Below are 23004 nucleotides of genomic sequence, written 5' to 3'. Positions count from 1 at the left end.
CTCCTTAGAACTTGATGCAGGCAAGCAGAGCGACGTTGCGGGGACGTGTGGAAAAAGCCCCATTATCTCCACCGCCAGGGACAGCAGAGGCAGCTGCAACGTAGAAAGTGGTATTGCTCAGATCCGTGGGTGTTTTGTTGCCCTCGACATTGGTGGACCACCCCTCCGTATTCCAAGCCCCGATGGCGGAAGTACCTACCGGATAACTTCCACTCAACTTGTCGATCAAATTGCGAATGTAGGTAGGATTCTGAGATGCCCCCAGATTACGTCCCGCATCGACCCCTCTCCCATCATCCCAACCACGGATGAATTCCCCTCGCAAGTCAGGCAGATTAAACGTAGTCGCCCCATCCCCAACGCCGAACCTGGTGCCTATCGCCGCGAATAAAGCGGCGTATTCGGTTCGGCTTACCGCGGTGCCGTTGGCCTTCAGCCAGCCCTCCGGCGCATCGCCCGTGGCAAAGTAGGCGACTTGCCCGGTCAGATGGCCGTCATGTATCAAGGTATGCCAGGGGTTCCAGCGCTTGGCGTCGTCGTTGCGGGTACGAAAACGCATGGTGCTTCCCCGCTGATAGTCGGCAGTCAGTTGGCAGGAGTAGTCAATCTGGCCTCCCAGCCCACCAAAGGCAATGAACGGGCCGGTAACGCCGCTGGAGGTGCCATAGTTGAATCCCATTTCCCCGCCGGTGATAGAGGTATCCAGAGAGGTCCCATCCTGCGGATCAATACGGAAACGGCGCTTTTTGAGAAACTGTCCATCGTTCCCGGCATGCCATACCCGGAACTCATTCCCCGTAGCTTCCTTCAACACCAGTGTGTCATCGCCATAGTTCATGTGTACCAAGGCCACCGCGCTATATCCCGGCCGATGCAGGCCTAAAGATGGGAAATCCACGCCGGCGGAGCGCAGTTCCATCGTGCCGCTGCTGAATATATTTGCGTCGTAGTTATTCGGTGTGGTCTTTTGAACATGCACGGTCTGCGGGGTAGACAACGCCAAAGTATTGATACCGTAACCCGCCAGCGAATCGGCCTTATCCGCCTTGCCGGCCAGCTTGTTGGTGATGGTGGCGGCGAAGTCCTTGTCATTGCCCAGCGCCGCAGCCAACTCCTGCAAGGTATCCAGCGCGCCCGGCGCGCCGTTGACCACGCCATCCACCGCGGCCTTCAACTCGGCCTTGGTCGCGCCATCGGTAATGCCGTAACCGGCCAACGTGGAAGCGGCGTCGGCCTGTTTCTGCCACTGCGCCCAATTACCCAAGTAACAACAGCGGTACCAGATGCCAGCATTGTTATAAGCCTGATAGCTCTGATACACCATCTCCTCATCGGCATAGACTTGCAACTTGCCCGCATAGGGCATTGGATAGTTCTTGCCGCTGGTAGCTTTGGCGTTTTCACGCTGATTATAGATGCCGGGAGCGATCATATCGTTCAGATCCACCACACCCAACGCCGGTTTCAACGGCAAAGCGTCAGTGATGCCATAGCCTGCCAACGTAGTTGGTTTGTTGTTGCCGCCCCAGGCAATCTGCTTGACCGCCTGCAGCAGTTGGTCCTTGCGCTTGGGATCGGCGCTCTGGCCGCTGTCCTTGATCACGGCCAGCACTTCGTCCTGAGTGGCCTGGGCGGCGGACTGCATGCCATTCAGCCATTCAGCGCTGACGATGGTGCCAAGTTCGCCACTGACCGGGTTGCCGTCGTGAAACAACTTGTCAGGCGTGGGAATGGGCTTGATGGTTTCTTGCATGAGGCGCTCCTGAGGAAAAGGATAAAGAGCACAGGCTCCCGCCCGCTGAGGACGGGGCTGTGAGGGGAAGGGGGATACGGCGGGAGGGGCCGCGCGGGAGCGTTAAGGCTGGTAGGCGAAGTAAACGTGAGTGTGGGCCGGCTTGAGGTCCTTGAACAGGTCTTCCAGCCGCGGATCGCCGAAGGTGGTGAGACGCTCCCCCGCCAGCGACTGGCCGGCGCGGAAGAAGTACGGCCGGGTCTTGGCGCCGAACACGGTGACTTGCCACACCCAGGGGATGTCAGCCGTCCACAGCTGCTGACCGGCGCGGTTGATGCCGGCGCGGAAGGGCTGCGGCTCGCTGATGGCGATGCGGTAGCCCATGCCAGCCGCCAGCCGGGTGAAGTACGGGATGGACAGGCCGCCGGTTTCCGCCAGCTTGGCCAACACCGCCTGCTGGCGCTGCTGGTAGGGCGCGTCCGTCGGCGGGGTCAGCCCGCAAACCCGCTCCCAGTCCGGCAGCAGGCCTTCGGCCAGCAGCGGCGTGGTGGCGCCCACCAACTGCCGGGCGCTGTTCTGCGCCCGGTCCAGCGCCGCGCCTTCGCTGCCCAGTTCGGCTTGCAGCCGCGGCCCGTCAGGACTGTAGCTGACCGGCGGCAGCAAGCGCGTCAGTAGTTCGCTATGCGGGGTTTGCGGGCTCATTGCATCCCCTTCACCGTGAGTTTGCCCAGGCGCAGCCATTCCACCGTTGTTTCGTTTACCGTCGGCTCGATATTGACGCCAGGCGACAGCAGTTGGCGGTCCACCACGCCGGGCAGGTCGGAGATCAAAGCCTCCAGCCTGCTCTTGTACAGCTTGCTGCCGGGGGCCAGGCTGGAGAAGTGGGCGGCCAACACCTGGCGCAGCGGTTCGGTAAGCGCCTGGAGCGTGGTGCCGTCCACCGCCAGCCCCACTTCAATGTCCACCGGCCGCGGTGTGGGCGCCAGCACCAGGCAGTTTTTGGCGGTGACGGGGCGCAGGTCTTCAATATGGGCTTGCACCGCGGCCAGGGTGTCGGCCGAAGGCAGGCTGTTCTGGGCTGTGATCACCACGTCCACGGTGCCTAGGCCTCGGCGCAGCGGGTAGACGTAGGCGGCGGACACGCCCGGCACTTCCAGCGCCCAGCGGCGGTAATCGTGGCGGTTGCCGCCCGCCGGCGGACGACGGATCAGTTCCAACAGCCGCGCCAGCAGGGCGGCGTCGTCCTCTTCGTCCACGCCGCCGTCCATGTTGACGAAGCTGACGCGGCTAGCCAGGCCGCTGGGCGCGGCCATCAGTTCGGCAACCGTGCCGGCCGGCACGTTGCCGGCCAGGCCGGGCAGATCGGCAGCCACCGCCACGCGGGCCTGGCCATCCACATCCAGCTGGCCGCCGGCCTGAGTGGTGTAGAGCTGCTCGCCCAGCCGTACTTTCAGGCCGGCGGCGAAACCCGCGCCGGGATTGCCGCTCAGTTGCAACAGGCCCTTGGCCGCCACCGGAGGCTTGCGGCTGAGGCCCCGCACACGGGCGTGCTGTTCCAGATAGTCGCGGTCGGCGCTGTCCGGAAAGATCTGGCGGGCGATCCAGCTTTGATGCTGGTACAAGCCTTCCACCGCGCTGGCGACCGAACTGGCGCGCACGTAGAAATCGCTGTCGGGGCCGACGTCGGCGTCGGCGCGCAGGTTTTGCAGATCGCGCAGCAGCGCGCCGCGTATGGTTTCAAAATCCGGGGTGGACAGGGGCATCAGGCTATCCTCACGTGGTGTTGGAAATGTCGGGTCTGGCCGCCGGCCTCTTCCACTTCGACCAACAGCAGCAAACGGCCGCTGCCGGGACGCTGCGCCTCAACGCCGACACGGCGAGCGCGGCCGTCGCGCAATAGCGGCTGCAAGGCTTGCTCGGCGTATTGGCAGGCCAGCAGGTCGATCTGGCTGCTGTCCTTGCTGCGGGACAACAGGTGCAGGCGGGAACCGAGTTCGGGATCGGCCCACCAACCACCCAGCGGGGTCATCAACCTCAGGTAGACGGCGTTGGCCAGGGTGTCGGTGGCGCCGCCGGCGTAATCGCCGGTAATGGGGTCCAATAGAGGGTCCATGGCGTTATTTTCCGGGTTTGAAAGGATTGGGGATAAGGGACGCGGGTCAGTGCCGGCAGGCGTTCCACCAAGCGATATCAACGGCGCTCTTGGCGAAAACGGCAGAAGAAACTGAATGCATGTAGGGTAAGTTTTCAACGCTGTATCGCTGACGCGCAGCAGATCGTAAACAGGTTCTTACAACGGCGGACTGGTCGTACCATGCACGCCGTTATGCTGGTGGCCCACCAGACTCTTGCCTCCGGCCACCACGTCGCCGCTCACGGTGACGCTGCCCTTGACGCTGGCGCCGTTGCCGCCCTGAATGGCCATCCCGCCGTTGCCGTTGATCTGGCCTTGGGCCACCAGCTGCGCGCTGGTGCTGAGCGTGGGGGTGGTGAAGCTGGCTTGTTCACTGGCGTTGACCTGCCAGTTCTTGCAACGCAGGCTGAAGGTGTCGCACTCCACCTCAATCAAGCGGCCACGCTTGAGCACGATCTTGCTGCCTTCGTCGCTGTACAGCGCCACTTCGCCGGGTTTGAGCTGTTTCAGCCGGTAGCTGCCGTGCTCGGTGGCGATCACCACGCCGTGACTGCTGCGCCCGCCCAAGGGCAGCACTACCGCCATGCTGCCCGGCGGCGGATTGGCGCTGTAGCCGTAGTGTTGAAACAGTTCTGCGTCCTGCAACTGCTCGCCGGCCAAGGCGTCGGCCTGCACGGTTTGCACATCGCCGGCGCTGTCCACGCGGGTCAGCACCGCGCGAAAGCCTTGCCTCACATTGCTGAAGGCGCGGCGGATTCTTTGGTCTACGTCATTCCACATCGTTTCAACCTTTCTATCGTCAGCGTTTGTGCATCGCCGGCAGCCAGCGGCCGTCCTCTTTCAGCGTCAGCCGGGTGGTGCAGCCCTGCCCGCGCCCGCCGCTGAAGGTGCGCGCCATCAGGAAATAAGTGCAGCCCTTGATGCCGTGCGGCTCGCTTTCCACCTGAATGCGCTGCCCGGGGGTCCACAACTCGCCGGCGCTGTTGCGGTGGCCGGCCACGGTGGCGCTGAGGGTGTAGCCGGCCAGCCGCGCGTCGGCCAGCATCTTGTCCGCGCGCGCCGCCAGTTCCGCCGGGTTGGCGGCGTCCGGCTCCACCACGATGCGCGGTTTGTGATAGCGGACATCCGGGTCCGCGGACTGGTGCTTGAGATCGTGTCTGCCCGGGGTCAAGGCTTGACGGTGGCCCTGACCCAACAGGGTTAGCTGCGAGTAGCGCGGCGCGTGGGAGCGGGTTTCCATCAGGCTGAGCACATTGTTGCCCTTGCCGTCGCGGCGCAAGATCAACTTGGCCTTGGCCGGCGCGCTGTAATCCGGGCCGCCCACCACCAGAGTGCCGTCCGGATCGAACCAGGCGGCGAGGCCGTTGGCCGCCGCGGCGCGGGTGAGCACGTCCCAGGCGCTGTTGCCCGGGTCCACGCTGATTTTCTCGATCTGGCCATTGCCCTTGGCGTCCACGCGCAGGCGGCTGACGCCCAGCGGCTTGATCACGTTCTCCAGCACATCGCTCAACGTCATGCCCTTGCCGGTAAGCAACGGCGCGCTGCAGTCCAGCAACATGCCGGCCAGGTCCCGGCCCGACAGCGTCAGCTGATGGCTGCCGGCGCTTATGCTGTGGCTGATGTCGTCCACGCGCCCCAGCAGCACGACGTCCGCGCCCACCAGCACTTTGACCTCGGCGCCCGGCTCCACCGCCGGCGGCACCTCGCCGCCGGGCAGGCCCAGCGACACCTGCCAGGCGTCGGCGGCCACGGTCAGATCGGAATCGATGCTGTACTGGGTCCAGTAACGATGGGTCTTGCCGGCGATCTGCAGACTGACCTCGTTTTTGTCCGACGCGGGCTTAGCGGGCGTAGCCATGGATCAGCTCTCCTGCTTGCAGATGGTTGGGATGCGCCAGCTGCGGATTCAAGCGCAGCAGTTCGGCGGCGCGGCCGCTGTCGCCGTACCACAGGTGGGCCAGCTGACGCAGATTGGCGGCGGACTCCACTTTACGGGTAACGATGGGCGGTTTGGCGGCCACCAGGCCGGCGGCGCTGCGTTGCACCTGCAGGCCCAAATCCCGCAGGCTTTCAATCACCTGGCGCGCGTCCTCGCCCGGCAGCGCCTTGCGCCATTGCTCTATGGTTTGCTGCAGCGTGGCGCGCACGTCGCCCGCCACTTGCTCCAGCGCCGGCGGCGTCAACGTGGGTTGTGCGGCTTCCGAGCGGAACAGGTCGGCGGCGGCGTTCGCCATTGAGGTGGATACCGTCAGTTTGAGCAAGGCGTCGATGCGAATCTCGTCCTCGGTCCATACTTCCAGCGCCTTGCCGGCTTGGTTCAAGGTATCGGACGCGCGGCCGATTTTCTTGGACACGCCGTTGAGCCTGTCCTTCATCGCGTTCCAATCAGCCAGAGTGGCCTGCGGCAGCTTGGCTTCCGCCTCCCACTTCAGGCCCGGCCAGATATCCAGTTTGACGCCAAAACGCCAATTGGCGACCTCGTCCACCAAGGACGTCACCTGGCCGATGAAGGCTTGCGGGTAGGCCAACAAGTCCACCACCTGGGCAATGCCTTGCTGCGCCATGCCGGCAAGCTGCCGCACGGTGTCGCTCAAGCGAACGCGCAGCGCGCCCAGGCGAGTCAGCGCCGTATTGGCGTTTTGCAACAGGCCCTGAGCCTTGGCGAAGGCCTCGCCGCCCAAACTGCGCGCCTTGGCCGCCAAGGCGCTGATGGCCTCTACCTGCTGCAGGGGATGCTGGCTGGCGAAAAAGGGATTGCCCGGCGTGGCCTCCACCCAGTTCACTTCCACGGTGCAGGAGTCCGGCGCGTCGGCCTCGTGACTGATCTGGTAATCCAGCACCTGGGCCTTGGGCATGCTGCCGAATACCGGATGGATCAGCTCGCCCGACCCGGCCTGGTCCAGCGCGGCGACAAAGTCACGTAGCCGCTGCTGATAATCGCGGCCCCAGAAGAAGACGCTAAGCGATACCTTGCGCGCCTTGCGGCCCAGGTCTTCTACGTCGGCGCCGTCCAGATAAGGGTATTCGTGCATCGCCTGGTCTCGTTGGGCGCTGTCCACGCTGCGCAGGCATTCAAAGCGCACACCACGAAAACTGGCGTCCACCAGCGCGCCGGCGGCGGAGCCGGTAAACAGACCGAGATTGAACATCAGCTTCTCCTTTGTTGTTGGCTATTGGCGGCGTTGACGGCGGCGACGATATTGCCGTTTTGGACATCAATGGTGATATTGGTGGGCTGCGCTAGATGACTGACCAACTGACTCAAACTGGCCTGGATCTGCGACATGACGATCAGCAACTGCTCGTTTGAAGCATTGCCGCTTGGACCGCCGGACGGGCCGGTATTGGATAGCGGTGTAGAGGCCGAAGCCAATGCGGCCTGGGCGGCGGGAATAGACTGAATACCCTCTGCCCCAGGCAGCGCCACGCCTTCCGCAGCCGCTGTCTTCTTTACTGGCTTTTGCGCTGGCGACGCATTTTTTGGTGTGGTTCGCGGCTTATCCCTCGTCGTTTTTTGGGCTGCCTCTTTAGGGGCCGTCTGCACGCCGACTTTTGGAGGCAGATTGGCTTCCTTCCGCTGCTCTTGCTTTACTACCTTTTCTTGCTCTACCTGTTTCTGCTCTGCCTTTGCCCGTCTTGTTTTGGCCGCATATTCTTTTTCAACGGATTTAACATAGTCTCTGTTTAGCTCCGCTATTTTCTCTCCGACCATAACTTCCGTATATCTCGCCCCCATCAGATCGCTGCGGTCGTTATGAGCAAACCAAGTAAATACCCCTGTGCCATCCACATCCACTGCGGAATAAGCGTGGCCGTCTTTATCTTCCAAGGTTTTTTTCAAATCGACATCATTAGGCAGCGTGCGAGGAGGGCCCCATTTATTAACGTAATCTCCACCGGTCAAGCCTTGGGTTATTAATTTGACACTATCCCCCGCAGCCTTGCCCACAATGGCTTCCGCGGCCCTTTGCGCAACGGCGCCCTGCATCAGTTTTCCAGCCTTACCGCCAACGCCCATAGAAGCAGCGATGCCAAGTCCCTCGGTCATTGCTTCGTGGAATCGGCCATTAATGACATGATCGCCAAATCCGATAACATCATTGGTCGCGCTCAAGGCCTGTGCCACGCCAGGCATCATCGAGGGTAGTCGGGGTATCAATTTTGCCAATGCGCCCGGCACGGCCTCTTTCCCCAAAATGGATGCCGCCAATGTCGCAGCATCGGGAATGGCCTGTTTGCTGGCCACTTTCTTTCTTAACTGTTCCAGCTGGATTTTCTTCTGTCCGGCGGGCAGATCCTCAAGAGCCTTGGCTGGACGAGGCAATTTTTTAGGTGCTTGTTTTTTCGGCACTTGTTTTTTCGGTGGTACAGGCTCTTGGCTTTTCTTGTCGCCAAAGAATGTGTCGTACAATCCCAGCCCTGCGCCAGCCAGCGATTCTGTGACTTTCTTTTCAATCGGGCCGGTCACTTCGCTGACTTTCTCGCCGACCACATCCATGGAACTTTCCGCCGCATTCAACAGCGTGTCGGCAAGGCCAATCTTGCCGTCCTTGGGCAGGGATACATGGTCTCCACCCAAGGCAAATGTATCGAAAGCGGTTCCAGGCCAGCTGCCTTCGGGCAAGCCAAAAGCCTCGGTAAAATTTTTGGCGTCCGCCTGGACTATTTTTTTGATATCCATACCCTGATCCTTGAGGATCTGGGGGATGATTTCTTTGGCGAGCTTATTTGAGGCTTGATTGTAAATCGCATCGGAGTATGGCTTATTCCCATGCTTCTTCATTAAATTCTTGGTTGACGCACGGAGAAAAGAGTCATAAATATCACCTGACCCGCCATTGGTCGACTCCGCCACGGACAGCCATAGATACAACCCATCCAGCTCATGCGAACGCTTGATTGCCTTGGCTTTCTCATGCGGCAGCACTGCGCTTTGGTGCGCTTCTTGCTTCATCTTTTCTGCAACCGCGCCCTTCAGAAAAGAGTAGATGTCCGCATAATTCCCTCTTTTCCTGGCGGCCATTTCTTCTAGCTTCTTCAACTGCTCCGGGCTTAATTTAAGCATAACTGCTCCAGGTCAATGCTTCACCGCCCCGTGAAATCAGCTACTCATCAGATAAGGCTCTATACCTGTCAAAATACACTGATGTTTTATCGCAGCTAAAAACTGCGTATTCGCTCATATGATTTTCTGAGGCGACAAGGCGGGAATATATGAGAAGACAGCTAGATGCTTCCTGTCGCATCACATTCCACATCTAGCCGTTCATTATTTAATCAGCCGATTAAATAAGCTTGAGCTCACTCCTGAACTTTACGCAGCGACAACAGCTTGATATCGCGACGCGCTTCGCTTTCCACGCCGTATTTTTCGCCCACTTCCAGCGTGAAGCAGTCCAGGTAACTGGTGCGCTTGCCTCCTGGCGCCGCGGGGAACTCGGTCAGCTTGGCGCCTTCGATCGCTTCCCAGTCCAGCTCGCCGGACAGCGGGATGGAGACGGTGACGGACAGCTCGTATTCCGAGATGCCGCGCGCGAAGCCGCGGGCGCGGCCGCTGCTGTTCATGGTTTTCACCAGCTTGCGGCCGGTCTTGCTGCTGACGTTCAGATCAATGACGTCGATTTCCTGGCCGTTGACTTCCAGTACGATCGAACCTGCGTATTCTTTCAAAGCCATGTGAATGTCCTTTTCGGTTTCATGTAGGCGGCCCGGCCGGTTTGGCGGCGGGCAGCCGGATCAAGCGTTAACGGGGAAAACTGGGTCCGCTCGGGTAAAAGCGCAGGGGTCAGCCGCGCCGCCGCGGACCGTAGGTTTGCTACGGCAAGGCGACGCAGAGCATCCGGCGCGTTTACCCCGCGCCGCTTACAGCAGCAGATCGATGCGGCCGGCGAACACATGCAGGCCGTTGACCACGTCCACCGGGATCTTGGCGTCCAGACGGTTCACGTCTTGCGCGTCGCGCTCGACGATCAGGCCGTCCTTATTCGCTTCCACCGCCTCGATGATTTCCAGCTCTTCCAGCTTATAGAGCACATCCAGCAGCTCAGAGCGGACCTTGGACGGGGTGCGGTCGGACAGCTTCTCGCGTGGGAAACGCAAGGCCACGCGTTCGCGGCAGGCGCGGCGCACGTAGTCCAGGGTGCGGATCGTGGTCAGATCCAGCAGCGACACATCGTCCACGCCCTGGGCGTCCTTGGTGTAAGTGCTGATGGAGCGCACGATCTGCACGCGTTCGCCCGGGCCCACTTCCAGCGGAGTCACGCCGTTGTAGAGCGCGTTTTCCTGCTCGGTGCGGCTGGTGCGGGCGGCCAGTTCCACTACGTCCAGGCCTTTGAGTTCCAGGGTATTCAGCGGACGGGCCGGATCTTCCTCGCTGGCGATCACCGCGGCGTAAGCGGCGGCCAATTCGCCCGGCAGCTTGGCGGAACCGCGATACCAGGCGGCGCTCACGCGGCCGCTGGCCAGTTTGGACGCGACGGCGCTGACTTCCGACAGCGCGCCAACGGCGCCGACCACGCCGATGGCGCCGCGTTGCTCCATCGGGCCGGACACGAAGTCCAGATGGGTGCGCAGCGCGGTGAAGGCGGCGTCGTTATTGAACGGGTTGACCACGATGTGGTGGCCGCCGCTGACCACGGCAGCCAGCGCCGGAGCGATGTCCGGATCGGCTGCGCCGCCCTTCATCGCGCCCACGGTGATGCCAAGACCGGCAATCTGTTCCTGCGCTTTCAGCGTGATGGCGTTGCCTGCGGCGCCCTTGTGACGGGCGGTGAGGGTCAGCACTTCCTTGGCGACGGCGGCGGTCACCGGCAAATCCGCCAGCTTGTCGACGGCAGCCTTGGCGGCGGCGGCGATTTTGGCGGCGTCGTCGCCGGCGGCCACGGCCACGTCGATACGGCGGCCGCCGATAAACAGGCTGGCCACGCCGGCGCCGGTGGCCGGGCCGGTAAAGGTGAAGGAGCCGACGGCGGCGGCGGCGCTGTCCGCGTCGTCAACCGCGATCACGCTCAGTTGCAGATAGGGGTTGGCGTTGATGGCGGCGCGGGCCAGCAGGTGGGCGTAGGAGCCGCGGCCGAAAGCCTGGGCGGCCTGCTCGTCGCTGAACACGTCCAGCGCGGCCAGAGCCGGCTGAGCGGCGTCGGCGAAACGCTGGCCAATCACCAGCACGCGCTGCGGGTTGCCCGGCAGGGTGCGCACCGCCAGCTTGGTGTTGAACTCGAAGTATTTGCCCGGCTTGCGGATGGACGCCGGAATCTGGTCGAAGCTGATGTTGGGGCTGGCCATAAAGTATGGGCTCCTGATTGATGCGGTTGGGGAAAAGTCGCCGCGCCGGACGGCGCGACGGGATGCTGCGAAAAATCAACTAACGGGCGGTTTGGGCTGCAACACGACATCCTGGGCTTTGGCGCCCGGCTTGCCGTCCAAGCGATAATTCAGCCGGGTGCTGCGCCATTCGGCGGCGGTGCCTTCCAGCCGACCGCCAAAGCGGGCGAACAACTGGTCCGGATCGGCCTCGCCCTGAGGCGACGGCCAATGGCCGTTGTCCAGCGCTTCGTCCAGCCAGTGAGTGGCGAAATCGCAGGCCACCAGGCTCCACGGTTCGCCGTCCCGCTGCGCCTGGCCCAGAGGGCGCACTTGCTCGGGCATCAAGGGCGACACCGCCAGGCCGAAATCCTGAGCCGCCAGCAAGCGGCGCACCGCGTAAACCAGCTGCCAGACGCCGGCGCCGGCGTAGCCGCGATCCGCCTGCAGCCGATCTCCGACAATGACGGTGAAACGGGCCTGCGTCTTGTAGCGCTGGCGTTGGCTGGCCGAGGGCTGGCAGGCGGTGACGCCGCCGGCTACGGTCCACAAGGCCGGCAAGCGCGCCAGCGCCTGCGGATTCAGGCCCGGACTGCCCGCCGCCGGCGTCAGCCGGCTTTGGTGACGGCCTTGCGCCAGATCCAGCCCGCAGAGCCCGGTTTCGTCCAAGTCGGCCGCCACTTCGCGCACCATGCGGCCCAGACCCTGGCGCAGGCGGTCGGCGATGGCGTCTTGCAGTTGGATCAGCTGGGACATGATTTCCTCAATGATTCATCGGTTTATCGATAAGGCTATTGTCTCGCGCCCGCGGTTTTGGGCTTAGCTGAGCGATGTCAGTGGACTGACGACCGCGGGGACGGACAGCGCCCTCGCCGCAAGCCGGCTTGAACAGCGGCTGCGGCTTGATACAGATCGTCGCTGGCGACATCTGGCGCCCTTTCTCGAAGTGAAAACGATGGGGGAAATTTGACGCCGCACGGATGGCGGCGGAGGGAACGACAGGCTTCCGCTCAGTACCTGCTTGCGATCTCAGTGCAGCAGCCGCTTGAGGAATTCCCCCAGCAGCGTCACCGCCAACGCGGACAAAGCGCCGGACATGGCGCCGCTGCGCGCGGCCTGGACTTCGACGTCTCGCAGGCGGCCATCCAGTTCTTCCAGTTTTTTGTCTTGTTTGGCGAGGTGCGCCACGATCATGTCGAGCTTGCCTTCTATGCGGCCCAGGGCCATCAGATTGTCATGTTCCACGTGAAACCCACCTTTCAGCCTTCGGCCAGTTGTTGGCAAATCACGCAGCGGGTGCAACTGGGCATGATTGCCCTGCGCGCGGACGAGATGGGGTCGCCGCAATCCTCGCAGTGGCTGTAGCCGGCCTGATCAAACTGTTGGTAATGACGGGCAATGGCTTGCTCGCGGAACTCGGTCTCCAGCTCGCTGGCCCGATCGAAAAAATCGCTCATGGTTGTGGTCCTTCGGAAGTAAACAGCCCGCCGAGCGCCGTCAGCCTTTGTTCCAGCTGTTGGCACCAGGCGCCGTAGTCGGCGGCATGAGCCAGGAGGTCTGCTGCCGGTAGCCCGGCGCCGGCGGCGGCGGCTTGATTGGGATTTGCAATAGAAACGGAGTCGGTTGCGGACATTGAGGCGGTGGAATAACCGAGGACTTGCCGGTAGAGGCGCAGGCTGTCAGGGCCAAGGCCGCCATAGCGGCCGCCATCCTGTTGCACGACATATTCGATCCTTTGTTTCTGGTCTTGCAGCCGCTGCTGCAGATCCCGTTGTTGACTCAGCAGGCGCGCTTCTTGCCGGCCCAGCAGTTCGCGCAAGCGTTGCTGCTGCTGCAAAGCGGCCTGCAATTGCCGTTGGGCGCGCTCGGCCTCGGCGGCCTGACGGCCTTGATCCGCCGCCCGCTGTTCGGCCAAGCGCGCGCGCCAGCCCTCCGCGCCGTGGCGCAGCCCCAGCGGATAGGCCAGGCACGCCGCCAACAACGGCGGCAGCAGCCAGCTTCCCAGCTTCAACCACGCGGGCACCGGGCCCATCAGCGGCCGCCTCGATCCCGCCAGGCGGCGATCAGACGCAAACCTGCGGAGTAGCCGCCGACAATGCCGAGATAAATCAGCCAGATATCCGCGCCCAAGGTGCCGCGCAGCCCTTCCACCACGAACAACAGCGTGGCGGCCGCGCAGGCGATGTTCGCCCACAGCCGGGAATGGCTCAGCCGGCGGCCGCCGGGCCGGGTCAGCAAATCGGACAGACGCATCATTTCTTCTCCTTGTCTAGGCTGGTCGAATTCAACTCAAAGTGGGGAAACTCGCGGAACGGCGCATCGGCCCTGCCGTACCAGTTCAGGCCCAGCGCGGCGCCGATCTCGCCCATCACCTGCCAGTGCGGATGGTGGGCGTCCCAGACCGGCTTGCCGCCGATCAGCGGCACTATGTCGAAAGCTCGCGCCGCCGGACTGCCGTGCAACATGGCGTTGTGCGCGGACTGGCCCGCGCGGGCGTTGGTCACCTTCGGCCCAGGGCGGGAACGGCCCTGAGCGAACAAGGCGTCCTGTTCCGCGCCGGAACGCCAGGTGCAGGTGATCAAGGCCTCCACGCCGGCGTCGCGGCAGCGCCGTACAAACGCTTCGGCCAAGGGTTGCAACTGCGGATGCAGGTCGGAAATAGCTCTGCTGGCCATGAAGACTCCTTGTTGTTGACGAAACGTGGCACATTGGCCGGCCGTCATGCGCGGCGCGCGCGCAGCCCTGCCAGGCATGGACGGAACCGGCTAAAAACAAACAGGAGAAATCGGAAGAGAGGGAGAGGCGGCGTATAGCCTTAATGCAGATCTTGGCTGGGCGTTTTCAGCACGCGCCACACCATGCGGTCGCTCAGTTGGAAGCGGATGGCCAGCACGCTGACCGCTTCGTTGGCGCCCAGGCCTTGCTCCAGCAGTTGGTCGAAGTCATTCAACAACTGCTGATTGCGCGCCAGACGCAAGGCCTGGCTGCAACGCGGCACGTACAGGATGTCGCCGCCAAAGTGATGAGTCAGGCTGGCGGCGGCGTCTTCGCCTATCACTTCCACTAAAGCGGCAAAACGCAACTGACCCGCCTTGCTTTGGTTTTTGGAAATGGGCAAGGTAGTGCCGCCCAAGGCCTGCACCAGTTGCAAGGTGCGCGGCAAGCCGATCAGCTCAGCCACCAGGCGCATGGTTTCGGGCAGGGCCGGGGCGATATTGGCTACGGTCATCGCGAAGATCTCCTAGGAATCACGGGACAAAGACGATAAGTTCTAAATGAGTTATAATTAATCAAGGCCAAGCACGCCATTTGCATTTAGAACTGCCGTTCTAAACACGGGCAAGCCCATGAATTCTATTGAAATCGGATGTGTTGGCAGCCCCTGAGACACATGACTGGCTGAACCCCGGTTACTTTTGAACTTTTCTCGAATTCATAAGTGCTATTTTAGTTCAAAACATAAAACTGATCAATTAGTACGATGTCACTCCCTGTCCTTTTGTACAGGGCATTTGACCGGGCCGTGGCGCCGGCCTAGCACGCCAAATGGAGTTCTACATGGAAAAAAACTTGGAACAGAGTGACTTCAAACAGCGGCTGGAACTGCTGATTGGGGCGGAGAAGCCCTACGCCTGGGCTACCCGCATTGGAATCAACAAAGGTTCGTTCACCAATATGTGGTATCACGGCGGCGTGCCGCGCGCAGCCACCGCCAGCAAGATCGCGGAGGCTAGCGGGTGCAGGCTGGAGTGGCTTTTGCACGGTAGCGGCCCGCAGTACGACGCGGCCCCTCCGCCCGGCGCGTCCATCCGACTAGAACGAGATCCGGATTGTTTTGTACCGGACAACGTTCATGAAGAGTTCTGTTTTATCCCGCGCTATAACCTGAAAGCCTCGGCCGGCTTCGGTTCCAATGCCAGCGAAGAAGCGCCGATGTTCTATATGGCGTTCCGAAAATACTGGATCAAGAACCACCTGAACGCTTCCGCCCGGGATCTGGCGGTAATCAGCGTCAAGGGCGACAGCATGAGCGGCGTGCTGGAGGACCGCGATACCATCTTGGTCAACACCGCCGAACACTCTCCCGGCGAAGGGCTTTACGTGATCCGCATGGGCGACGACATCTTCGTCAAGCAGTTGCAACGTTTACCAGGCGGCGCGGTGCAGGTTCGCAGCGCCAACCCCTTGTACGAGACCTTTACCGTGGACTTGCAGCGCAATACCGGCGAGTTCGAAGTCATCGGCCGCGTGGTCTGGTTTGGGCGGCAGATTGGCTAAGAGCCGGTTTGCGCTTCGCTTAGCGTCACACGGTGAGCACCGCTCCGAAATGCGCGTGCGTTCCGCTGTCTCAATCGTTTTCGCCTGGTCCCGCTCTGTGTTCGCGAGAGCGCAAACAGGTTCAGAGCCCGACGTTGCGGGTGTAAACTGCGGTTTTGCCGCACCGCATGAAACGGACACCACCATGATTCAACACATCGAAGCCAGCCTGGTCGAAGCTCAAACCGCCTTGGCCAATCTGCTGGCCAACCCGGAAGCGCTAGCCAGCATCGACGCGGCGGCGCAAACCCTCATCACCAGCCTTGCCGCCGGCGGACGCATTTTTTCCTGCGGCAACGGCGGGTCGATGTGCGACGCCATGCATTTCGCCGAAGAGTTGACCGGCCGCTACCGCAAGAACCGCCGCGGCATGGCCGCCGTCGCGATTTCCGACCCCAGCCACATGACTTGCGTGGCTAACGACTACGGCTACGAGTTCGTGTTTTCGCGCTATCTGGAAAGCCACGCTCGCGCCGGCGACGTGCTGATCGGCATCAGCACCAGCGGCAACAGCCAGACCATCGTCAACGCCGCGCAGGTGGCGCGCGAAATGGGCGTCAAGGTGATTATCCTCACCGGCCGCGCCGGCACGCGGCTGGAGCCGCTGGCCGATGTTTACGTCAACACGCCAGGCGGCCAGTTTGCTGACCGGGTGCAGGAGTTGCACATCAAGGTGCTGCATATTCTGATCGAACTGGTGGAACGCCACTTCTGCCCGGAAAACTATTGAGTTTCCCCGCTCCGTCACGCTTGCCATTATGCTGACGGCACGCCCCGCGCCCTAAGCGACGCCTGTCAGTACAAAGGCATGCGCCGGCCGCAAAAAAACCGCCGCCCGGACTCTCCGGCGGCGGTTCCGCGTTACAACAGCCCACCGCGCTCCGCAAAGCGCGGCAAACATTGAATAGCTCAACGGTTGAGGAAGGCGCCGATGCGCTGATACACCTCGCGGCAAACCTCCGGCACGATGGCCTCCAGATTGAGAAAGGCGTGCACCATGCCTTCCAGGTGCAGGTGCTCCACCTCCACTTCCGCCGCGCGCAGCTTGTCCGCGTAGAGAAACGCCTCGTCGCGCAGCGGGTCGAAGCCGGCCGACACCAGCAAGGTTGACGGCAGCTTGCGGCTGAACTCGCCATGCAGCGGCGAGGCCTGCAAGCGGTTCTCCGCGTGCTGGAAGTAGTTATCGAAATACCAGGCCACCCGCGCCTTGGTCAGCAAATAGCCTTCGCCGTTCTCGTCCACCGACGGCTGGCTCAAGGTGTAGTCGACGCTGGGATAGATCAACACTTGGCGCTTGATCCGCAAGGATGCGTCGTACTGGCCCAAAGCGCTGAGGCTGGACGTCAGCGCGCCGCCGGCGGAGTCTCCGGCCAGGGACAGCTCGCGCGCATAGGGCAGACCGCGCGCGTCCAGCGCCTGCCACAAGCCCTTGGCCACGACGGCGGCGTCCTGCAAACCGGCCGGGTACGGGCTTTCCGGCGCCAAACGGTAGTCGGCGGCCACCACCACGTGCTGGCTGGCGGCGGCGAGCCGCCGGCAAATCGGATCGTAAACGCTGACGCTGCCCACCATGTGTCCGCCGCCATGGAAAAACGCCAGCACCGGCAGCGCGCGCTGCGGGTTCGGGTGGTAGATGCGCACCGGCACGGTGAAATCGCGCCCAGGCACCAGGTCGTCGTTGACCCAAGCGATGTCCGGTCCCGACGTCACCATCTGTCTCGTCAGATTGGCCAGCGCTTCGCGCGCGCCGATCGGGGTCGCCTTGTAACCTTTGGCCACCAGTTCGGCCAGTTCTCGATTGTATGCTTCCAGCCAGACGGCCAGAGCGGGATCAAGCTGATGCATGCAAACTCCTATCGGCCCAGCCGTGACGGACGGCGCGCGGGCGCAAGCGAAAGAAAGAGGAATGCCCGGCATGGGCCGTTGCCGCGCCCGGCGCAGGCGATCGGTCCGTCTGGGGACTTGAGCAGCTTATACCATTGGTATTGCCGTGCAAGCGCGCCAGGAGGCTTGCCATGGCACTTGCGCCGGCCGGGCCGCGCCGGTGCCCCTTCAGCCGAACAAACGCTCTAGCAGGCTGGGTTTGCGTGTTTGCAACAACTGCTCGGCGCCCAACAGCAAATCGTCTATCAGCCCTGGGTCGCTACGCGGCTGGCGAGCCAGCGCCGGGTTGGAATGGCCTGACGGGGCCAGTTCCAGCAGCGGGCCGCGCCGCGTCAGCCTGTAGCCGCCGGCGCAGCTGGGGCAGAAGATCTCCTCGCCGTCGGCTGCCGCTCGCGGCACGGCGATGATGGGGCCGCAGCCCGCGCAGGATTGCAAGGGAATGCCCGGCTCGCTATGGCCGATGACGTGATCGAACCGGCCAGCCTCGCCCAACTGGATGAAACGTTCGCCCAGTTCGCGGTCGAATTGGGTGCCCAGATTCTCCCGTATGATGGCCAGCGCGCGTTCCTTGGGCATGCCCCGCCGATACGGCCGGGTGCTGGTCATCGCGTCGAAGGCGTCGGCGATGCCGACGATGCGCGCCGCCAGCGGTATCTCCTTGTCTCTCAATCCCTGCGGGTAACCGCGGCCGTCCGGCATTTCGTGGTGGCTCAGCACCGCGTCCAGCGCCAACTCAGCCAAAGGATGATCGCTCAGCAAGTCGGCGCCCACTCGAGGATGGGTCTTGATGACCTCGTATTCGGCGTCGCTCAACTTGTCCGGCTTGTTCAACACCGCGTCAGGGACGCCCACCTTGCCCAGGTCGTGCAAAAAGCCGCCCAGCGCAATGCGCTCCACCTCGGACTGCGGCAGGCCCAGCTTGTCGGCCAGCGCATAGCACAAGCGCGACACCCGCCATAAATGCCCGCCGGTATAGGCGTCGCGCGCCTCCACCATCATCGCCATCGTGTACAGCGTTTTCAGAAGCTCCCGCGCTTGTCGCATCTTTCATCCCCGCATGCCGATGGAACCCGGCCGCTAGAGCGATATCTGCAAGCGCTCCCGCGGCGACTCAGGCCGAATGATTTCAATATGGCATATCAATGCGGCTTTGCTGCGCTGGCAGCAATACGACAGTCGAGCGCCCGGAAATAGAGCAATCATTCCATTTGCATGAAATTTTCATTTTTCTTGGCTAGCCTAGACGGCACGCGGATCGCGCGCCGCCAACGGCGCGGTCCATGCGTTCGCGCCGTCGCCTGACGGCGCCCCACACGAGGAGACAACAATGAAATCGCTGCTATTGCTGGGCCTTGCCCTGAGCCCGCTGAGCCACTCCGCCGCCGCCGAACCGGTTCAGCCCGACCCTCGCTACAGTCACGTGCTGTCTTCGTCCGGCCCGCTCAGCCGCGAACAGCTTTTGAAAACGGCCCCGCCGGCGCCCATGAGCCGCGCCGCGCGCGGCGACGCCAATATCGAGCTGATGTCGGTGCCCGGCCCCTCCACCTATACCTATCTGCGCTGCTATTACCGCACCGGCGACGCCGCCAGACCCACCACCGACTACGTGTGGGGCCTGGACCCCAGCAGCGGCGACTACTACCGCTTGAACGGCTATTGGTGGTCCAGCAGCGCGCTGGACTGGAAGAACATGTACTACACCGACGTGGCGCAAAGCACGCTGCAGTCGGTTTGCCGCAGCACCTTGCAGAAAAAGGGCATTCAGCAGAACCCGGCGATGGTGTTCGCCGCGGACAACCAACTGTCGTTCAACTACACGGTATGGACCAACGACAAGGCCGGCCAGGGTTCCGGCATCAACAAGATCGTCGCCTTTGGCGATAGCCTGTCGGACAACCAAAACGTCTACAACGCCTCCATGTGGACGCTGCCCAACCGCAACAGCTGGTTCCTTGGCCACTTCAGCAACGGCCAGGTGTGGGTGGAATACCTGGCCGGCCGTCTGCAGTTGCCGGTGTACAACTGGGCGATAGGCGGCGCTGGCGTGGACACGCAAAAACTGGTGATTCCCGGCGTGCAACAGCAGGTGCAGTCGTGGAAAGACTACATGAAGCAGGCGCGAGACTACGATCCGGCCACGACGCTGTTCACCATGCTGATCGGCGGCAACGACTTCGTGAACTACAACAACTCGGTGGATAAAGTGATCAGCGGCCAGAGCCAGGCGCTGACCAGCCTGATAGACGCCGGCGCGCGCAACATTCTGGTGCTCAACCTGCCCGACGTATCACGGGCGCCAGTGTTCCAGTTCAAGTCCGGCGCGGCCCAGGTGGCCGTCCAGGTGCGCGACTACAACCAGCGTCTCAACGCCTTGGCCGCTCAGTTGCGTCTCAAATACGGCAGCGGCCTCAAGCTAAACGTGTTCGACAGCTACGCGCTGTTCAACAAGGTGCTGGGCAACCCCTCCGCCTATCAGTTCAACAACACCACCCAGTCTTGCCTCAACATCAACGCGGACTCCAGCACCAACTATCTGAGTTCGCAGAGCCCGCGGGCCAACTGCGTGAATCCCGACAGCTTTGTGTTCTGGGATACCCTGCACCCCACCACTCGCACGCATAAGGTGCTGGCGGACGAGGTGTACGGCTTCATGAACGGCTCCGCCGGCTTGGCCGCCCTGCCGCGACGCTGAGACCGTTCAGTGACTGCCGCGCTTTGTGAACCACCATACGGCGACCATCGCTTCGCGATGCGCCCTATGCGTATTCCGCTTTCCCAGCGGTTTCCGCCTTGTCTCGCTGTGGTTCGCGAAGCTTTGGGCAGGTACTAAAACCGCTTGAATCGAGCAGCGGCCAAGCCGCGCCACCAGACAGGCCGCCTGCGGGCGGCCTGTTGTTTTGCAAGGGCTTTTCCGGACACGCATTTGAGCGCGACGACGGCAGCGCATACAATGAAGGATTTTCCGGCGCGCCCGCCTCCGCGCAGCGAGCCGGCCCGGAACCGCAAGCGAAGGCCCCAGATGTCCTCCCTGACCCCATTGCTGCAAAGCGCCGAAGCCGCGCGCGCAGAACTGATCGCCCGGCTGCAAGCCGAAGACACCAATTGTTATCGTCTATTCCACGGCAGCGTGGAAGGCATGCCCGGCCTGACCGTAGACCGCTACGGCGAACAGTTGCTGGCCCAGACCTTCCACCAGCCGCTGAGCGAAGACGAGCTGGCGGCGGTCCGCGCCCATTACCAGGCCAGCCATCCCGGCTTGCCGCTGGTCTACAACGACCGCAGCGCCGGCAACTCCCGCATCGGCAACGCGCTGACGCTGGAACAGCAAGCCGAGGCCGAAGCCGACCACACCATTCGCGAACTAAGCGTCAACTACCACTACCGCGCTCGCCATAAAGGCCAGGACCCGTGGCTGTTCCTGGATTTGCGCGCCGCGCGCCGCCGCGTGATGGAGCTGGCGGCCGGCAAAAGCGTGCTGAATCTGTTCGCCTACACCTGCGGCGTCGGCGTAGCCGCGGCCAAGGCCGGCGCCAGCTTCGTGATGAACGTGGACTTCGCCGAATCCAGCCTCAGCGTGGGCCGCGCCAACGCCAAGCTCAATCTGCTGACCACCCGCCCGCGCTGCGTGCAGAGCGATGTGTTCGCCGCCATCCGCCAGCTGTCCGGCATCGGCCAGCCCGAGCGCGTGCGCGGCAAGAAAATGCCGCCCTTCCCCAAACTGGAAGCGCGTCAGTTCGATCTGGTGTTTCTGGACCCGCCGCGCTACTCCAAGAGCCCCTTCGGCGTGGTGGACCTGATCAACGATTACCAGGCGCTGTTCAAACCGGCGCTGCTGACCACCGCGCCGGGCGGCACGCTGATTTGCTGCAACAACGTCGCGCAGGTGGACGGCGACGCCTGGCTGGATGCGCTCAAGCGCAGCGCGGCCAAGGCCGGCCGCGAAGTGCGCGCGGCGGAATGGATCATCCCGGACGCGGACTTTCCCAGCCCGGACGGCAAGCATCCCTTGAAGATTGTCGCGCTCAGCGTCTGATCTGTGCTCTTGACGGCTGCCGGTCCCGGCCGGATTGCCGCGGCCAGATCCAATCTCGCCAAACGCCCGCCTTGCGCGGGCGTTTTCGCATAAAAAGCCACAGCATTTAAACCATATGGCATTTTTACTCACATCTTAAAATTACCGTTTATTTCCACCTGTAAATACTTAAAGATCCCGATACGGCACCACGCCGAAACAGCCGCGCTAGACGGCATGCAACAGACAGCTTGACTCAAATCACGTATCGGGAAAATCACTATGAAACTTCAACTGCTACGCGGCCTGCTGGCCGCCGCAGGCCTGTTCACCGCCTGCCAGGCTCACGCCCAGCTGGACCCGCAATTGGACTATCTGTCTCCAGGCGGGCCGCTCAGCGAAGCCCAGGTCAAGGCCGCTGCGGCCAAACCGGCCGTGGCACTGGGAGCCGCCACCTACACCTATCTGCGCTGCTATTACCGGCTGGACATGAGCCCCGCCAAGCCGCAAACCAGCTACCACTGGGCGCTGGACCCCAGCAGCGGCGACTACTACCGCGTCAACGGTTACTGGTGGTCCGGCAGCATCGTCGCGCTGAAGAATATGTTCTATAGCGATGTGGCTCAGGACACCCTGGCCGCCGTCTGCCAGAAAACGCTGGCGGCCAAGGGAATCAACCGTCCGGTGGCGCTCTACGCCGCCGCCAACAACCAGATGTCCTACAACCACACTATCTGGAGCCAGGACAGCGCCAGCCAGCCGGCGCGCGTCAACAAGCTGATCGTGTTCGGCGACAGCCTGTCCGACACTCAGAACATGTACGGCGCGTCCCAATGGCGGCTGCCCAACGCCAAAAGCTGGTTCATCGGCCGCTTCAGCAATGATCGGGTGTGGGTGGAATATCTGGCCGAGCAGTTGAAGCTGCCGATCTACAATTGGGCGATCGGCGGCTCCGCCGGCGATCAGCATCTGGTGGTGCCAGGCCTGCTGCAGCAGGTGGAGTCGTGGTCGCAATACATGCAGAAAGCCGCCAATTACCGGCCGGAGAACACTCTGTTCACCATGTTGATCGGCGGCAACGACCTGCTCAACTACGGCCGCACCGTGGACCAGGTGATCGCGGACCAAGGCAAGGCGCTGGAACGCATCATCACCGCCGGCGCGCGCCACATCGTGGTGCTGAACCTGCCCAACCTGGCCCGCACCCCGGCGGCCCAGGCCAGCGGCAAGGCCGCCGCACTGGCGCCGCAGGTGCGCGACTACAACGCCAAACTGGCGCTGCTGGTGGCGCAATTGCAACAGAAATACGGCAGCACGCTGAAGCTGAACCTGTTCGACAGCAACGCCCTGTTCGACGACCTGCTCGACAACCCGGCCAAGTATCAGGTCGGCAATGCCACTCAGTCCTGCCTGGACATCGCCGCCAACGCCAGCCTGCCCTATATCTGGGAACAGAAACCGCGCGCGGAATGCGGCAATCCGGACGCCTTCGTGTTTTGGGACGTGCTGCACCCCACCACTCACACCCATAAGCTGTTGGGCGCCTACATCGCCAACTTCGTCAAGGCGGCGGATCCGGCGGTCTCCGCCACGGCGGCGCTGAAGACGCGGCGCTAGGCGAAT

General features: G+C 62.6%; 24 protein-coding genes. 5 read left to right on the top strand and 19 right to left on the bottom strand.

The genetic code is table 11. The features are described 5' to 3' along the window. Positions 1-4: 4 nt before the first annotated feature. The 17 genes from DXT74_RS22780 to DXT74_RS03735 form a co-directional block, all read right to left on the bottom strand. A complete protein-coding gene (locus DXT74_RS22780) occupies positions 5-1753 on the bottom strand; it encodes a tail fiber protein (protein ID WP_081862714.1) in 1749 nt (582 codons plus the stop codon). 102 nt (positions 1754-1855) lie between these two features. Further along, the gene (locus DXT74_RS03810; RefSeq protein ID WP_043640164.1) at positions 1856-2434 is read right to left on the bottom strand and encodes a YmfQ family protein; all 579 of its coding nucleotides are present in this window, start codon (positions 2432-2434) and stop codon (positions 1856-1858) included. Continuing rightward, on the bottom strand, positions 2431-3495 hold the full coding sequence (locus tag DXT74_RS03805) for a baseplate J/gp47 family protein (protein WP_043640167.1): 1065 nt from the start codon (positions 3493-3495) through the stop codon (positions 2431-2433). Before DXT74_RS03805 ends, DXT74_RS03810 begins: the two co-directional genes overlap by 4 nt. Further along, positions 3495-3845, bottom strand: coding sequence for a phage GP46 family protein (locus DXT74_RS03800; protein WP_043640171.1), 351 nt, complete (start codon positions 3843-3845; stop codon positions 3495-3497). Before DXT74_RS03800 ends, DXT74_RS03805 begins: the two co-directional genes overlap by 1 nt. Before the next feature lie 177 nt (positions 3846-4022). Then, positions 4023-4646 carry a phage baseplate assembly protein V gene (locus DXT74_RS03795; protein WP_043640174.1) on the bottom strand — a complete coding sequence of 208 codons (624 nt, stop codon included), beginning with the start codon at positions 4644-4646 and terminating at the stop codon, positions 4023-4025. 19 nt (positions 4647-4665) lie between these two features. Next, positions 4666-5724 carry a phage baseplate assembly protein gene (locus tag DXT74_RS03790; protein ID WP_231138264.1) on the bottom strand — a complete coding sequence of 353 codons (1059 nt, stop codon included), beginning with the start codon at positions 5722-5724 and terminating at the stop codon, positions 4666-4668. Next, a complete protein-coding gene (locus DXT74_RS03785) occupies positions 5708-7015 on the bottom strand; it encodes a DNA circularization protein (RefSeq protein ID WP_194427358.1) in 1308 nt (435 codons plus the stop codon). Before DXT74_RS03785 ends, DXT74_RS03790 begins: the two co-directional genes overlap by 17 nt. Further along, positions 7015-8931 carry a hypothetical protein gene (locus DXT74_RS03780; protein WP_194427357.1) on the bottom strand — a complete coding sequence of 639 codons (1917 nt, stop codon included), beginning with the start codon at positions 8929-8931 and terminating at the stop codon, positions 7015-7017. The genes DXT74_RS03785 and DXT74_RS03780 overlap by 1 nt, the downstream gene beginning before the upstream one ends. 236 nt (positions 8932-9167) lie before the next feature. Then, entirely contained in the window at positions 9168-9542 is a 375-nt protein-coding gene (locus tag DXT74_RS03775; protein ID WP_081556099.1) for a phage tail protein, read from the bottom strand. 186 nt (positions 9543-9728) lie between these two features. Continuing rightward, entirely contained in the window at positions 9729-11150 is a 1422-nt protein-coding gene (locus DXT74_RS03770) for a phage tail sheath C-terminal domain-containing protein (RefSeq protein WP_194427356.1), read from the bottom strand. 75 nt (positions 11151-11225) lie between these two features. Then, positions 11226-11924 carry a DUF1834 family protein gene (locus DXT74_RS03765; RefSeq protein ID WP_194427355.1) on the bottom strand — a complete coding sequence of 233 codons (699 nt, stop codon included), beginning with the start codon at positions 11922-11924 and terminating at the stop codon, positions 11226-11228. Positions 11925-12197: 273 nt separating this feature from the next. Then, positions 12198-12413, bottom strand: a complete 216-nt coding sequence (locus DXT74_RS03760) for a hypothetical protein (RefSeq protein ID WP_081549117.1) — start codon at positions 12411-12413, stop codon at positions 12198-12200. 14 nt (positions 12414-12427) lie between these two features. Next, positions 12428-12625, bottom strand: coding sequence for a TraR/DksA family transcriptional regulator (locus DXT74_RS03755; RefSeq protein WP_019102035.1), 198 nt, complete (start codon positions 12623-12625; stop codon positions 12428-12430). Beyond that, complete coding sequence (locus DXT74_RS03750) at positions 12622-13200, bottom strand: hypothetical protein (protein WP_194427354.1); 579 nt, start codon at positions 13198-13200, stop codon at positions 12622-12624. The genes DXT74_RS03755 and DXT74_RS03750 overlap by 4 nt, the downstream gene beginning before the upstream one ends. After that, complete coding sequence (locus DXT74_RS03745; RefSeq protein ID WP_227105798.1) at positions 13200-13424, bottom strand: hypothetical protein; 225 nt, start codon at positions 13422-13424, stop codon at positions 13200-13202. Before DXT74_RS03745 ends, DXT74_RS03750 begins: the two co-directional genes overlap by 1 nt. Continuing rightward, on the bottom strand, positions 13421-13843 hold the full coding sequence (locus DXT74_RS03740; RefSeq protein WP_194427353.1) for a M15 family metallopeptidase: 423 nt from the start codon (positions 13841-13843) through the stop codon (positions 13421-13423). Before DXT74_RS03740 ends, DXT74_RS03745 begins: the two co-directional genes overlap by 4 nt. Positions 13844-13983: 140 nt before the next feature. Next, a complete protein-coding gene (locus DXT74_RS03735) occupies positions 13984-14397 on the bottom strand; it encodes a Mor transcription activator family protein (RefSeq protein ID WP_019102031.1) in 414 nt (137 codons plus the stop codon). Positions 14398-14726: 329 nt separating this feature from the next. Here DXT74_RS03735 and DXT74_RS03730 point away from each other — a divergent pair, with 329 nt between their 5' ends. After that, complete coding sequence (locus tag DXT74_RS03730; protein WP_043589245.1) at positions 14727-15446, top strand: helix-turn-helix transcriptional regulator; 720 nt, start codon at positions 14727-14729, stop codon at positions 15444-15446. A 184-nt stretch (positions 15447-15630) separates the two neighbouring features. Continuing rightward, complete coding sequence (locus DXT74_RS03725) at positions 15631-16215, top strand: SIS domain-containing protein (RefSeq protein ID WP_043640204.1); 585 nt, start codon at positions 15631-15633, stop codon at positions 16213-16215. A 179-nt stretch (positions 16216-16394) separates the two neighbouring features. Here the strand turns inward: DXT74_RS03725 and DXT74_RS03720 are convergent, their stop codons facing one another. Together DXT74_RS03720 and DXT74_RS03715 are read right to left on the bottom strand one after the other, a co-directional pair. Beyond that, a complete protein-coding gene (locus DXT74_RS03720) occupies positions 16395-17330 on the bottom strand; it encodes an alpha/beta hydrolase (RefSeq protein WP_194427352.1) in 936 nt (311 codons plus the stop codon). 207 nt (positions 17331-17537) lie between these two features. Beyond that, a complete protein-coding gene (locus DXT74_RS03715; protein WP_081556090.1) occupies positions 17538-18413 on the bottom strand; it encodes an HD-GYP domain-containing protein in 876 nt (291 codons plus the stop codon). A 283-nt stretch (positions 18414-18696) separates the two neighbouring features. Here DXT74_RS03715 and DXT74_RS03710 point away from each other — a divergent pair, with 283 nt between their 5' ends. From DXT74_RS03710 to DXT74_RS03700, 3 genes are all read left to right on the top strand, one after another. Next, positions 18697-20061 carry an SGNH/GDSL hydrolase family protein gene (locus tag DXT74_RS03710; protein WP_194427351.1) on the top strand — a complete coding sequence of 455 codons (1365 nt, stop codon included), beginning with the start codon at positions 18697-18699 and terminating at the stop codon, positions 20059-20061. Between the two features lie 327 nt (positions 20062-20388). Continuing rightward, positions 20389-21402, top strand: coding sequence for a class I SAM-dependent rRNA methyltransferase (locus DXT74_RS03705; protein ID WP_043640291.1), 1014 nt, complete (start codon positions 20389-20391; stop codon positions 21400-21402). A gap of 261 nt (positions 21403-21663) precedes the next feature. Then, a complete protein-coding gene (locus DXT74_RS03700; protein WP_194427350.1) occupies positions 21664-22998 on the top strand; it encodes an SGNH/GDSL hydrolase family protein in 1335 nt (444 codons plus the stop codon). Positions 22999-23004 lie beyond the last annotated feature (6 nt).

The sequence above is a fragment of the Chromobacterium sp. Rain0013 genome (genome assembly GCF_015291765.1).
GTDB lineage: Bacteria > Pseudomonadota > Gammaproteobacteria > Burkholderiales > Chromobacteriaceae > Chromobacterium > Chromobacterium haemolyticum.
The sequence above is the reverse complement of the archived record's forward strand: the minus strand, read 5'-3'. Positions and strand labels throughout refer to the sequence as shown.

Excerpts from the sequence above, each read along its gene's own strand:
- DXT74_RS22780 (WP_081862714.1), bottom strand. The coding sequence starts at position 1,753 with ATGCAAGAAACCATCAAGCCCATTCCCACGCCTGACAAGTTGTTTCAC.
- DXT74_RS03810 (WP_043640164.1), bottom strand. The coding sequence starts at position 2,434 with ATGAGCCCGCAAACCCCGCATAGCGAACTACTGACGCGCTTGCTGCCG.
- DXT74_RS03805 (WP_043640167.1), bottom strand. The coding sequence starts at position 3,495 with ATGCCCCTGTCCACCCCGGATTTTGAAACCATACGCGGCGCGCTGCTG.
- DXT74_RS03800 (WP_043640171.1), bottom strand. The coding sequence starts at position 3,845 with ATGGACCCTCTATTGGACCCCATTACCGGCGATTACGCCGGCGGCGCC.
- DXT74_RS03795 (WP_043640174.1), bottom strand. The coding sequence starts at position 4,646 with ATGTGGAATGACGTAGACCAAAGAATCCGCCGCGCCTTCAGCAATGTG.
- DXT74_RS03790 (WP_231138264.1), bottom strand. The coding sequence starts at position 5,724 with ATGGCTACGCCCGCTAAGCCCGCGTCGGACAAAAACGAGGTCAGTCTG.
- DXT74_RS03785 (WP_194427358.1), bottom strand. The coding sequence starts at position 7,015 with ATGTTCAATCTCGGTCTGTTTACCGGCTCCGCCGCCGGCGCGCTGGTG.
- DXT74_RS03780 (WP_194427357.1), bottom strand. The coding sequence starts at position 8,931 with ATGCTTAAATTAAGCCCGGAGCAGTTGAAGAAGCTAGAAGAAATGGCC.
- DXT74_RS03775 (WP_081556099.1), bottom strand. The coding sequence starts at position 9,542 with ATGGCTTTGAAAGAATACGCAGGTTCGATCGTACTGGAAGTCAACGGC.
- DXT74_RS03770 (WP_194427356.1), bottom strand. The coding sequence starts at position 11,150 with ATGGCCAGCCCCAACATCAGCTTCGACCAGATTCCGGCGTCCATCCGC.
- DXT74_RS03765 (WP_194427355.1), bottom strand. The coding sequence starts at position 11,924 with ATGTCCCAGCTGATCCAACTGCAAGACGCCATCGCCGACCGCCTGCGC.
- DXT74_RS03755 (WP_019102035.1), bottom strand. The coding sequence starts at position 12,625 with ATGAGCGATTTTTTCGATCGGGCCAGCGAGCTGGAGACCGAGTTCCGC.
- DXT74_RS03750 (WP_194427354.1), bottom strand. The coding sequence starts at position 13,200 with ATGGGCCCGGTGCCCGCGTGGTTGAAGCTGGGAAGCTGGCTGCTGCCG.
- DXT74_RS03745 (WP_227105798.1), bottom strand. The coding sequence starts at position 13,424 with ATGATGCGTCTGTCCGATTTGCTGACCCGGCCCGGCGGCCGCCGGCTG.
- DXT74_RS03740 (WP_194427353.1), bottom strand. The coding sequence starts at position 13,843 with ATGGCCAGCAGAGCTATTTCCGACCTGCATCCGCAGTTGCAACCCTTG.
- DXT74_RS03735 (WP_019102031.1), bottom strand. The coding sequence starts at position 14,397 with ATGACCGTAGCCAATATCGCCCCGGCCCTGCCCGAAACCATGCGCCTG.
- DXT74_RS03730 (WP_043589245.1), top strand. The coding sequence starts at position 14,727 with ATGGAAAAAAACTTGGAACAGAGTGACTTCAAACAGCGGCTGGAACTG.
- DXT74_RS03725 (WP_043640204.1), top strand. The coding sequence starts at position 15,631 with ATGATTCAACACATCGAAGCCAGCCTGGTCGAAGCTCAAACCGCCTTG.
- DXT74_RS03720 (WP_194427352.1), bottom strand. The coding sequence starts at position 17,330 with ATGCATCAGCTTGATCCCGCTCTGGCCGTCTGGCTGGAAGCATACAAT.
- DXT74_RS03715 (WP_081556090.1), bottom strand. The coding sequence starts at position 18,413 with ATGCGACAAGCGCGGGAGCTTCTGAAAACGCTGTACACGATGGCGATG.
- DXT74_RS03710 (WP_194427351.1), top strand. The coding sequence starts at position 18,697 with ATGAAATCGCTGCTATTGCTGGGCCTTGCCCTGAGCCCGCTGAGCCAC.
- DXT74_RS03705 (WP_043640291.1), top strand. The coding sequence starts at position 20,389 with ATGTCCTCCCTGACCCCATTGCTGCAAAGCGCCGAAGCCGCGCGCGCA.
- DXT74_RS03700 (WP_194427350.1), top strand. The coding sequence starts at position 21,664 with ATGAAACTTCAACTGCTACGCGGCCTGCTGGCCGCCGCAGGCCTGTTC.